Annotated in this window: 13 protein-coding genes; 5 read left to right on the top strand and 8 right to left on the bottom strand. The window is 73.7% G+C overall.

The features are described 5' to 3' along the window. Positions 1-46 precede the first annotated feature (46 nt). Positions 47-874, top strand: coding sequence for a phytanoyl-CoA dioxygenase family protein (locus E4U91_RS35015; protein ID WP_422070945.1), 828 nt, complete (start codon positions 47-49; stop codon positions 872-874). 210 nt (positions 875-1,084) lie between these two features. After that, a complete protein-coding gene (locus E4U91_RS35020; RefSeq protein WP_067241459.1) occupies positions 1,085-1,288 on the top strand; it encodes a cold-shock protein in 204 nt (67 codons plus the stop codon). Between the two features lie 543 nt (positions 1,289-1,831). Here the strand turns inward: E4U91_RS35020 and E4U91_RS35030 are convergent. Both E4U91_RS35030 and E4U91_RS35035 read right to left on the bottom strand, forming a co-directional pair. Beyond that, positions 1,832-2,905, bottom strand: a complete 1,074-nt coding sequence (locus E4U91_RS35030) for a CU044_5270 family protein (RefSeq protein WP_137310522.1) — start codon at positions 2,903-2,905, stop codon at positions 1,832-1,834. Further along, positions 2,902-3,507 carry an RNA polymerase sigma factor gene (locus E4U91_RS35035; RefSeq protein WP_137311172.1) on the bottom strand — a complete coding sequence of 202 codons (606 nt, stop codon included), beginning with the start codon at positions 3,505-3,507 and terminating at the stop codon, positions 2,902-2,904. Before E4U91_RS35035 ends, E4U91_RS35030 begins: the two co-directional genes overlap by 4 nt. A 116-nt stretch (positions 3,508-3,623) precedes the next feature. On the opposite strand from E4U91_RS35035, the gene E4U91_RS35040 reads away from it, so the two are divergent. Next, a complete protein-coding gene (locus E4U91_RS35040; RefSeq protein ID WP_137310523.1) occupies positions 3,624-4,151 on the top strand; it encodes a hypothetical protein in 528 nt (175 codons plus the stop codon). 13 nt (positions 4,152-4,164) lie between these two features. Here the strand turns inward: E4U91_RS35040 and E4U91_RS35045 are convergent, their stop codons facing one another. From E4U91_RS35045 to E4U91_RS35060, 4 genes are all read right to left on the bottom strand, one after another. Then, positions 4,165-4,551, bottom strand: a complete 387-nt coding sequence (locus E4U91_RS35045) for an SRPBCC family protein (protein WP_168218226.1) — start codon at positions 4,549-4,551, stop codon at positions 4,165-4,167. Between the two features lie 37 nt (positions 4,552-4,588). Further along, positions 4,589-4,852, bottom strand: a complete 264-nt coding sequence (locus E4U91_RS35050; protein WP_137310524.1) for an HU family DNA-binding protein — start codon at positions 4,850-4,852, stop codon at positions 4,589-4,591. A gap of 178 nt (positions 4,853-5,030) precedes the next feature. Then, entirely contained in the window at positions 5,031-5,867 is an 837-nt protein-coding gene (locus E4U91_RS35055; protein WP_137310525.1) for an SDR family oxidoreductase, read from the bottom strand. Between the two features lie 212 nt (positions 5,868-6,079). Further along, positions 6,080-7,285 carry a cysteine desulfurase-like protein gene (locus E4U91_RS35060; RefSeq protein ID WP_137310526.1) on the bottom strand — a complete coding sequence of 402 codons (1,206 nt, stop codon included), beginning with the start codon at positions 7,283-7,285 and terminating at the stop codon, positions 6,080-6,082. 275 nt (positions 7,286-7,560) lie between these two features. On the opposite strand from E4U91_RS35060, the gene wrbA reads away from it, so the two are divergent. Beyond that, positions 7,561-8,166 carry an NAD(P)H:quinone oxidoreductase gene (wrbA, locus tag E4U91_RS35065; RefSeq protein WP_137310527.1) on the top strand — a complete coding sequence of 202 codons (606 nt, stop codon included), beginning with the start codon at positions 7,561-7,563 and terminating at the stop codon, positions 8,164-8,166. Positions 8,167-8,219: 53 nt separating this feature from the next. On the opposite strand, the gene E4U91_RS35070 is transcribed toward wrbA, so the two are convergent. Continuing rightward, a complete protein-coding gene (locus tag E4U91_RS35070; RefSeq protein WP_137310528.1) occupies positions 8,220-9,104 on the bottom strand; it encodes a YihY/virulence factor BrkB family protein in 885 nt (294 codons plus the stop codon). A 94-nt stretch (positions 9,105-9,198) separates the two neighbouring features. Here E4U91_RS35070 and E4U91_RS39970 point away from each other — a divergent pair, with 94 nt between their 5' ends. Continuing rightward, a complete protein-coding gene (locus E4U91_RS39970) occupies positions 9,199-9,993 on the top strand; it encodes a DUF427 domain-containing protein (protein ID WP_179959691.1) in 795 nt (264 codons plus the stop codon). 79 nt (positions 9,994-10,072) lie between these two features. Here the strand turns inward: E4U91_RS39970 and E4U91_RS35080 are convergent, their stop codons facing one another. Beyond that, complete coding sequence (locus E4U91_RS35080; protein ID WP_137310530.1) at positions 10,073-10,867, bottom strand: YqjF family protein; 795 nt, start codon at positions 10,865-10,867, stop codon at positions 10,073-10,075. Positions 10,868-10,888: the final 21 nt, after the last annotated feature.

Raw genomic sequence — 10,888 nt, forward strand, 5'->3', positions numbered from 1 at the left:
CCACCCGAGGAGCCGCCCTGTGAGTGCTGCACACCTGCATCCCGCCATCACGCCCTCCGCCCTCGACATCGACGTCACGGCCGACGTGGAGGCCCTCTACTCGGACGGCATCACCGCCCGCAAGGGCGCCTTCGGCGTGGACTGGGCCGACACGCTGCGCGAGGACGTGGGCGTCGCGTTCGAGGAGGCGCTGTCCCGGCCGGGCGGGGCGGTGGGCCGCGGCCCGAACCGCTACTACGTCGAGATCCACCCCGAGCAGATCAGGGGTTTCGTGGAGCTGGTGGACCACCCGTGGGTGCGCTCCGTGTGCGCCGCCGTGCTCGGCCCCGACTACCGCATCGTGGAGATCGGCTTCGACGTGCCGCTGGAGGGAGCCGTGAACCAGCCCTGGCACCGGGACTTCCCGATGCCGGAGGAGACCCGCGGGGAACGGCGCCTGACCTCGCTCGCGTTCAACGTCACGACCGTGGACACCACCGAGGACATGGGCCCGTTCGAGATCGCACCGGGCACGCAGTGGGACGACAGTCCCGAGTTCGGCCACGGCATGTTCCCGCCGAAGACGCACTACGGCCGCTACGAGGAGCGTGCCGTGCGCAAGTACCCGCAGCGCGGTGACATCTCCGCCCGGACCGCCCTGACCATCCACCGCGGCACCACCAACCGCTCCCGGCTGTCCCGCCCCGTCCTCGTCCTCGGTGTCGACGGCCCCGAGGCGGACAACGGGGAGCGGCACGACCTCGCCGTCACCCACGGTTTCTGGGAGCGACTGCCCGAGCGGGTCCGCCGCCACCTCGACTGCCCGGTCGTGGACCAACTGGTCCCCGTCACGCAGAAGCACACCATCGAGGGCCTGGTCATGGGCGACGCCTGACCGCCGCGCGCACGCCGGCGCGACGGGCCGACCGGCGTCCCGTGCGGGGGGCGACACCCTGTCGGACCAGAACTGCTCAGACTCTTGGCCGAATGATCGTATGACGGGGGCCCGGTCGGGGTAGAACGGACGCCGGGACCCTTCCCGCAAGGGGAGGATCCCCGGTTACTCACCCCTGCCGGCACCCCCGGCAAGATCGAAGGACGCAGTATGGCCAGCGGCACCGTGAAGTGGTTCAACTCCGAAAAGGGCTTCGGCTTCATCGCCCAGGACGGCGGTGGACCGGACGTCTTCGCCCACTACTCGAACATCTCCGGCACCGGGTACCGCGAGCTGGTCGAGGGTGAGGCGGTCACGTTCGACGTCACCCAGGGGCAGAAGGGCCCCCAGGCGGAGAACATCGTCCGCGGCTGACGTCCCGACACTTTCCCAGCGGCCCCTTCGGCGAACTGCCGAAGGGGCCGTCGGCGTTCCGGGGGCCGGTCGGCCCCGCACCGCGGCCCCCGGGGGCCGCTTCCGGTCATCGGGCCGTCCGTGCCCGTCCGCGCCCAGGCCCTGGGGCGCAGCGCGTCGACGAGGAGGCCGAGCAGGCGGTCGGTCCGCTCCTGGGGGCGCCGTCCATGATCGCGGCGGCGAACACGCCGATGGGTTCCCGCTCGGCAGGGGCGGGGCGTGGTGGAGCAGCGCCCGCACCGCCGACGCGCACCGGGCCGTGGAGACCGGCACGGTCGGCTAGGGCCTGTCGTTTGGATCAGTCCGGCCCGGCCCACGGCGCCTTGTCGCCGACCCGAGCGGGGTCTGGTGCGTGCAGCTGCAAGGCGGAGGAGGGCGGCGACGCGGAGCGTCGCCAACCGACGACAACGCCGCAGATGCGCGTGCCAGACCCCGCGACGCCGGAATGATCCAAACGACAGGCCCTAGGTCCTGGTGGACGTCACGCCCTGACGGGCCCGGAACTCACCCCCGGTCGGCGGGCAGCCGGCCGGCCTCGTCGACGACGGCGAGTTCCAGTTCGGCCTCGCTGGACAGGAGGGTCCCGGCCTTCCCGTACGAGGTGTCCTCGGTCAGGTAACTGCGGGAGCCGAGGAAGGAGTAGTCCTCGGTGTCGAAGACCCATTCCGTGCGCACGCCGTGGCGCACGTCGTCACGGGCGATGCCGAGGCCGCGGCGGCCGATCGCGTCCTGGGCCCGCGGGTCCGGGACGACGCCGGGGATCTTCGCGGCGGCCCGGTAGAGGGCGGCGGCCGTGCGGGCGGGCATCATCCGGCCGAGCAGGGACCCGATCTCCTCGAACACCGCCTGGTCCCGTTCGCGGGCCTCGGCCTGCGGGGTCTCGGCGTACAGGTGCGCCAGCAGCTCGTCGGGGTCGGTGGGCAGCGAGCTGAGCCAGCGGTAGGTCGGCCTGCTCAGGCCCGCCGGGGTGCCGTCGGTGTCGCCGAACTCGGCGTTGATCGGCGAGGTCCGGCCGTTCTCCTTGATCAGGCCGAGCTTGCGCAGGGGGCCCGGTTCCTGGGCGAGCCACGTCTCCCGGTCCGTCAGGGGGCCGAGGACGGCCTTCCCGCTGGTCAGGTCGGCCCCGCGGGTCTTCTCCCGGGTGTAGACGAACTGGTCGTCGCGCACCGGGGGAGTGGCGCGGTCCTCGGCGGCGTCGGAGATGCGGCCCAGCAGGGCCGCTGCGGGTCGCATGTCCGGGGCCGCGCGGTGCGAGGCGGTGCCGGCGGGCTGCCGGCCGCCGTCGTGCAGGCTGGTGCCGGCGGGCTCGCGGGCGCCGTCGTGCAGGGCGATGCCCGCGGCCAGCACGCCAGCCAGGGTCAGCGCGGTCGCCGGCGCCAGGAGCGCGGGCCGCAGCAGTCGGCGGGCCGGGCGCGAACGCGTCGACTGCTCTCGGTCGATGTGGTGCATCAGCAGGTCCTTGTAATGGAGGTGCTGCTCGCGCGGGAGGTCCCAGTCGGCCGGGGCCGGCAGCAGGCGGGCGATCTCTTCGCGGTCGCCGTTCGGCTGCGGGGAAGCGCCGGTGGTCTCGTCGTTCATGTGAGCTCCTCCCGTACGGGCAGGGCCGCGATCGCGGCCGCACTGGTCATCTCTCCGCGGGCGGTGGGTGGTTCCCGGTCCTCTTCCGCGAGTCGGGCGAGCTTCTTGCGGGCCCGCGACAGGCGGGACCGTACGGTGCCGACGGCGATGCCCAGCGCTTCCGCCGTCTGCCGGTAGTCCAGGCCCGACCACACGCACAGGGCCAGCACCTCCTGTTCCTGGCGTCGCAGCCGGCCGAGCGCGGCGTGCACGGCCAGCAGGCGTCGTGCGTCGTCGATCCGCCCGATGGTCCGGGGCGCGAAGTCCTCCTGGGCCGGTGGCTGCGGCTGGCGCGCCAGGAACAGCCGGCGTCTGCGCTGGGCCCGGCGGGCGTTGTCCGCCTTGTGGGTGGCGATGCCCAGCAGCCAGGGCAGCAGGGTGCCGCCGTCCTCGTGCACCCGGGTACGGGTGCGCCATGCGGCCAGGAAGGTGTCGGACATGATCTCTTCGGCTGTCGACCAGTCGCCGGTCAGCCGCAACGCGTGGTTGTACACGGCACGGGCGTACTCCTCGTACAGCTGGGCGAACGCCTCGCGGTCCCCCTCGCGCACACGGCGGCGCACATCGTTCTCTGAGTCCCTCACGACCACTTCTCTCCGCGACACCCGGGGAGTTCCTGTGGCCTGGGTCACGCATCGCTGCCATTATGGTGCGTTCACCTGGGGGACGGGGGAGGGGGATGGGCAAGGAGCAGCCGCTCCCCGATCCGAGCACCTGGACGCTCGAGCAGATGCAGAGCTTCATCGCTTCGACGTCCGGCAAGCTGCTCGAGACGGCGCGTGTACTGGCGCAGGGGCACGCCTATGCCCGCGACCGTCCTGGCGAGGACCGTCGCAGGTGGGCCAAGCTGTCCCTGCTCGCGAACCGGGGCCTGCTCGACGGCACCGAGACGAGCCGGGTCCGAGTCGCCCAGCAGGAGTTCATGCTGCGCATGTGGGTGATCGAGCAGCTTGGCCCGGACGACACGGACCCCGACTGGAACCCTGAGGCGCTGGCCGTGGACACCCTCGCTGCGCTGACCTTGACGCCCGCAAGTGCGGCCGCTCTCGCCGACGGCTGGCGCGACCTTCCCGTCGGGGACATCCTTGTGCTGCGGTGGCAGAAGAACCTCACCGCGCACCTGGAGTGGCTGGTCGGCCACCTGGCACCCGGACCCGTGCGCGAGGCACTGGTCACCTGGGCCGGGACCAGGCGGCTGCTGCCCTGACGGGCCGTGCGGGTCAGGGTCGTACGAGGCGGCGGAGGGCGACGTGCGCGAGCGGGGCGTAGAGGGCCGCCGCCAGGGCCGGACCGTCCACGAGGAGGGTCGTCCGGCTGCCCCGGGCGTGTGCGTGGACCTCGTGGTGCAGCCGGAGCCGGACGGGGCCCAGCCGGACGCGCCACGTCCAGCGGTGCCGCAGGTGGTCGACGGCCTCCACGGTGAACGCGGCGCGCAGGCCCGCGACCGACTCGACCGTGCCGGTCAGCCCGGGGACGAGGGTGCGGCCGTCCGCGTGAACCGCACGGATCTGCGGGGACCACGACGCCCACCGGTCGAGGTCCGCGTAGCGCCGCCACACCGTCGTCGGCCGCGCCGGGCCCGTGGCGCGCAGCCTCAGGCGGCCCATGAACGGTCCGTGAGCCGCCGCGCCGTGTGAGCGGGGCTCATCCCACCTCGTCGTGCAGGTACTCCGAGAGCGCCTTGCCCGGTCGGAACGCGGCCGTGCCGCCGTCGCTGTGGAAGCTGCCGAAACTCCCCAGGGCGACCGTCTCGTCGCTCTTGAGGGCCTCCGCGACCGTCCCGGGGTGCTCCACCGTCCCGAAGAGGGTCTCCAGGACCCGGCCGACGTCCCCCGGGGTGAGCTCCCTGCCCCCGGCGCTCTCGCTGGCGCGGCGCGCCGTGATGTCGATGAGGTGCGTCTTGTCCATGGTCACTTCCCGGTGGGCAGGCGAAGGGCATCGGTCAGTCCACCATCCCGCCGGGTCGTGCCGCCCGCATCTCCATCCCGTCCGTGCGGATCGGGTGCATGGATCAGGGAGGTCCGGGCGACGGCATGACCCCCGTGCCGCCGCCCGGCCGTCACCGCCCGGCCGTGACCGGAGCCGGTCAGAGGCCGACGCCGCCGCTGGCGTCGATGGTCTGGCCGGTGATCCAGCGGGAGGCGTCGGAGGCGAGGAAGGCCGCGATGTCGGCGATGTCGCCCGGGTCGCCGATGCGGTTGAAGGGGGACTGCGCGGCGTGCACGGCTTCCTTCTCCGGGGTGTCCCAGCGGTGGTGGTTGAGGTCGGTCCTGGTGTACCCGGGAGTGATGGCGTTGACCGTGATGTTCCGGGGCGCGAGCGTGGGCGCCAGGGTGTGGGTGAGGCCTTCGAGGGCCGCCTTGGCCATCGTGTAGGCGAGGGCCGTGGGCAGGGCGACCCGGGTGGCGGCGGAACTGATGTTGATGATCCGCCCGTGGGGCCGGAGCCGGGGGAGCGCCTGCTGCACGAGGAACAGCGGCGCCTTGGCGAGGACGGCGATCAGGTGGTCGAAGTCCTGGGGCGTGGTGTCGGTGATGGTGCCGCGGATGTTGAGGCCGGCGTTGTTGACGAGGATGTCGAGGACGGCCGGCCGGCCCAGCTGGGTGAGGGCCTGGTCGTAGCGGCGGAAGAGGGTCTCGGCGTCGTCCGGGACGCCCAGGGGCGCGTGGAGGGTGAAGGCCTGGCCGCCGTTCTTGGTGATGAGGTCGGCGGTTTCCTGGGCGGCCGATTCGTTGGTGTTGTAGTGGACGGCGACCAGCGCGCCGTCGGTCGCGAGGCGCTGGGCGATGGCCCGGCCTATCCCGCGGCTCGCGCCGGTGACCAGCGCGGTCCTCCCCTCCAACGGCCGCGACGGCCGCGCCGGGTCGGCCTGCGCCGCGTCCGGTCTCGGTGAGGGCGCGGTCCTGTCGTCGTAGCGCTGCATGGTGGTCCCCCCTGCTGCTTGCCGGGCCGCCTCCCGGTGGGGGCGGTCGTGCGGCAAGGTAACCGGTCCCGGCGGCGCGGGGGAGGATTTCGCGCAGGTGTGCGCCCGTTGTTCTCGATCTGTTGGCGGCGCGGCCCGGGTTCCTCGCTCCGCATGGACGCAGGGGAAGCAAGTCCCCGTGCGTCAGGCGCCGTTGGGGCGTCCGCTCACGCTCACGCCTCCAGGAACTCCGCCAGCCCGGCCAGCAGCCGGTCGACGTCCTCCGCGTCGTTGTAGGGGGCGAGACCGATGCGCAGACCGCCGGCGTCGCCCAGGCCGAGGTGGCGGGAGGCCTCCAGGGCGTAGAAGTGGCTGGCGGGCGCGTGGATGTCGCGGGCGGCGAGGAAGCGGTAGGCGTCGGCGGTGTCGTGCTGCGCGAAGGTCAGCAGGAGGGTGGGGGTGCGGTCGGCGGCCCGGGAGTGGACGGTGACCCCCGGGAGCGCGGCCAGCCCCTTCTCCAGCTGGGTGCGCAGGGTGGCCTCGTGCCCTTCGAGCGCGGTGAACGAGGCGGCCAGGCGTTCACGCCGGGTGCCCGTGGCGCTCGTGTCGAGCCCGGCCAGGACGTCCACGGCGGCACGGGTGCCGGCCAGCAACTCGTACGGCAGGGTGCCCAGTTCGAAGCGCTCCGGGACCGCGTCGCTGGAGGGCAGCAGCTTGTCGGGGTGCAACGTCTCCAGCAGCGCGGGCCGGGCGGCCAGGACGCCGAGGTGCGGGCCGAGGAACTTGTACGGCGAGCAGACGACGAAGTCCGCGCCGAGCGCCGGCAGGTCGACCAGGGTGTGTGCGGCGTAGTGGACGCCGTCGACGTGCGCGAGCGCTCCCGCCTCGTGGGCCACGCGGCAGATCTCGGCGACCGGCGGGCGGGTGCCGATCAGGTTGGACGCGGCGGTCACGGCGACCAGGCGGGTGCGGTCCGACAGGACGGCGCGGATGTCGTCGGCCGTCAACTCGCCGGTGTCCGGGTCGAAATCGGCCCAGCGCACGGTGGCGCCGACCCGCTCCGCGGCCTGCACCCAGGGGCGGATGTTGGCGTCGTGGTCGAGGCGGGTGACGACCACCTCGTCGCCGGGCCCCCAGGAGGCGGCGAGGGTGCGGGCCAGGTCGTAGGTGAGCTGGGTGGCGCTGCGCCCGAAGACGATGCCCGCCGGGTCGGCGCCCAGCAGGTCGGCCATGGCCCGGCGCGCCCCGGAGACGATGCCCTCGGCGTGGCGTTCCCCCAGCGAGTACTGCCCCCGGTTGGACAGGGGCTGCGCCAGCGCGTCGCCGATCGCGTCGATGACGGGCCGCGGCGTCTGCGTGCCCCCGGGCCCGTCGAAGTGGACGGTCCCGGCCTGGAGTGCGGGGAAGAGCGAGCGCAGGGAGGCGATGTCGTACGGCAACTTCTCAGCTCCTGTCGAGGTCCGGACCAGTGGCACGAGTCAACCGCATGGGCCGGAACGGAGCGAGACCGCCTCCCGGATCACCGGCAGGGGCACCGGCCGGGGCCTTCGAACGGTGCGCCGGCCGTCCTCGGCCGGGTGCCCGGATCCGGGCCCGGTCGACTCGTGCGTTCGGCGGACTGGGGCCCCGACGGCGGCGTGTTGTCCGTGGATCGGGACCGTCGGCGCGACAGTGGGAATTCCGTTCCTCGCCCCCCTTTGTTCAGGAGTGCCCCATGAGTGTGCGTGTCGCCGTGATCTACTACAGCGCCACCGGGAACGTCCACCAACTCGCCAAGGCGGTGGCGGAAGGCGCGGCGTCACGCAACGCCGAGGTCCGTCTGCGGCGCGTCCATGAACTCGCGCCCGACACCGCCGTCGACGCCAACCCAGCCTGGCGCGCGCACGTCGACTCCACGAAGAACGAGGTGGAGGAGGCGACGCTGGAGGACCTGGAGTGGGCGACCGCCTACGCCTTCGGCACCCCGACCAGGTTCGGCAACGTCACCTCCCAGCTCAAGCAGTTCATCGACCTCACCGGTGGCCTCTGGCAGGCCGGCGTCTTCCACAACAAGCCCGCCACCAGCTTCACCTCGGCCATGAACCGCCACGGCGGCCAGGAGTCCACCATCCTCTCGATGAACAACGTCCTCTACCACTGGGGCTGCGTCATCGTGCCGCCCGGCTACACCGACCCGCTGCTGTTCGCCGCCGGCGGCAACCCCTACGGCACCAGCTGGGCCAGCGGCGGCGGCGAAACCCCGGACGAGGCCACCCTGGAGGCCGCCCGCTACCAGGGCCGCCACCTCGCCGACATCGCCGAACGCCTGCGGATGTCGTAGGCGGGCCGCCTCGACCTCGTCGAGCGTCGGCGCGACACGGGCCGGGCGCGGCCTCAGTCCGCCTCGGCCCGCACGAGTTCCGCCGTGAACTGGGCACCGGCCAGCAGGGCCAGGTTGGTCAGCCACAGCCACACCAGGAACACCACGACCCCCGCGAGGGAGCCGTAGAGGCGGCTGTAGGTGCCGAACCCGGAGACGTAGACGGCGAACCCGGCCGAGGCGGCCAGCCACAGACCCGCCGCCAGTACGCCACCGGGGACGCTGTGCCGTCGGCGGCGGGACGGCGGCGGGCCGTGCCGGAACACGATGATCACCAGGCCCGCCACCAGGCACAGCAGCAGCGGCCAGCGCAGCAGGCTCCAGGCCCAGGCCACCTTCGCGCCCAGCCCGAACAGCCGGCCGACGCTCTCGGCGACCGGCCCGGTCAGCAGCAGCACCAGCGCGCTGACAGCGAGCAGCACCAGCAGGGCCAGCGCGGTCAGCAGGATGCGGTGGGCCCGGTGCCAGGACGAGCGCGGGTCCTCGACCCGGTGCATGCGGTGCAGGGCGCGCCGGAAGACCGCCAGGTAGCTGGACGCGGACCACAGCGCGCTGACCGTGCCACCCGCGAGGAGCGGCCAGGCCGCCCCGTCGGCGCGCAGCGCGCGCACCAGCACCCGGTGCAGGTCGGCGCCCGATCCGCCGGGCGCGTAGGCGGTGACTTGCGCGACCAGCTTCTGCGCGGTCCCCGGGCTGATCAGCCCGAAGGACAGCACCGTCACCAGCAGGGCGGGCAGCACGGCCAGGATGGCGTAGTACGTCAGCGCGGCCGCGTAGTCCGAGATGTCGTCGTTCCACAGCGACACCGGCGTGCGGCGCAGCGCCGGCCACCAGCCATCCAGCCCCGCCCTGTCCCTGGCCGTGGCCCCGCCCGTCTCCACCTGCTTCTCGCCCGCCATCCCTGCCGCATGCCCCGCCCGGCCGTCCGAACGCCTGGCGCACCCGGGATCAGCTCCCTGCATCCTCGGCCCGGTGTCGGGGCGAAGCAGGGGTATGACGAGATGGACGCCCCGACCCGACGGCGGACGGCCGTCCGGGAAACCCTGTACCCACACCTGGACGGCCGACCCGGCGCCGCTGCGCGCGACGTGCCCGGCCTGCGCGGCGCGCGGACGTGCACCGGGCGACCTGCTGCTCTGCCTGACCTGCGGCCACGTGGGCTGCAGCGACAGCTCTCCCGGAGCGCACGCCACGGCCCACTTCGAGGCGGACGGGCACCCGGTGGTCCGCAGCCTGGCCCGCGACGGCGGCTGGGCCTGGTGCTACGAGGACGAGGTGTACCTCGATCCGCTGGACGAGCCCGCGCCGCGATCCGCTCCGCGCGGACCCGAGTCCGTCTGGGACTACCCCCGGCCGCCCGCCCTGAGCCCGGACGACCGCGTCGTGGTCGTCGAGTGCGCCGGCCGGGTCGTGGCCGAGAGCCGCAGGACGATCCGGGTGCTGGAGACCAGCCATCCCCCCGTGTTCTACGTCCCCCCGCAGGACGTCCGCACGGACCTCCTGTTCCCCGCCGCCGGGCGGACCTGGTGCGAGTGGAAGGGGGCCGCCCGGTACTGGGACGTCGTCGTGGGCGACGACGTACGCGCCCGTGCCGCCTGGACGTACCCCCGTCCCGAGCCCGCCTACGCGGCCCTCACCGCCTTCTTCGCCTTCTACCCGAGCCGCGTGGACCGCTGCACGGTCGCCGGGGACGTGGTCACGGCGCAGGAGGGAGACTTCTACGGCGGCTGGATCACCCCGGAGGTGCGGGGGCCGTTCAAGGGGGCGCCGGGCACCCGGCTCTGGTGAGGCGCGGACGGAACGGGCCGTCACCGTGACGTGCCGCCGGGCGGCGGCGCCGCGCACCGGTCGGCCGGTCAGCGGCCGGTCAGCCGAGCCGCCTGCCGGGTCGGGGCAGGGCGACCGGCGGGCCGAACCGCACCGGGAGCCCGGGAGCGTAGAGGACGCTCACGGGCTCGCTCCGGGGCGCGGACAGGCCCGCCGCCGCGACCAGGTCGTCCTCCCAGCCCAGCAGGCTGCACGAGCGGAACGACCAGGCGGGGTGCGTGGTGGGCAGGTAGTAGGTGCGTCCGAGGAACCGCTCGTGCAGCCCCCACCGCTGGGTGAGGAACTCCTCCAGCGGCCCGGCCGTCACCGGCTCGTCCTGCACGTCCAGCCAGACGCGCGCACCCGCGCGGCCGCCCCGGCGTCGGCTCGTGCGGTACACCAGCCGGCCGTCGAACCACGCGCTCCCGATCCGGGACCACCGGTAGGGCAGCCCGAAGGCGCCGCGCGCCGCCAGCACGGGCAGCAGCCGGTCGCAGTCCAGGGACCGGAACACCACCCCGCGCCGGCCGGCGGCGTCGCGGCTGTACAGCCGGACGTTGACCTCGCCGAAGCTGCCCAGGTAGGGCAGGGGCGGGGTCGGGCCGAAGGCGAGGTCGTCCATCCGGAAGAAGACCAGGCCGACGTACGCCCGTCCCCGGTACAGGTCGGGCACGGTGCCGGCCGGCAGCAGCCGGGCGACCTCGAACGGGTCGGCGAGCCAGTGGAGGAACACCAGGTCCCGCCAGCGCTGCCGGAACAGCACGTGCCGCACCGCGTGCGGAGCCACCGGGGTCAGGGCCTGTACGGGGCGTGCGCGGTGGGGCGGGGGCCCGTACGCCGGACGTCTCCTCGGCATGTCCGGCCTACCGCAGCGCGC

It is taken from the genome of Streptomyces lasalocidi (assembly GCF_005280215.1).
GTDB classification, from domain to species: Bacteria; Actinomycetota; Actinomycetes; order Streptomycetales; family Streptomycetaceae; genus Streptomyces; species Streptomyces longwoodensis.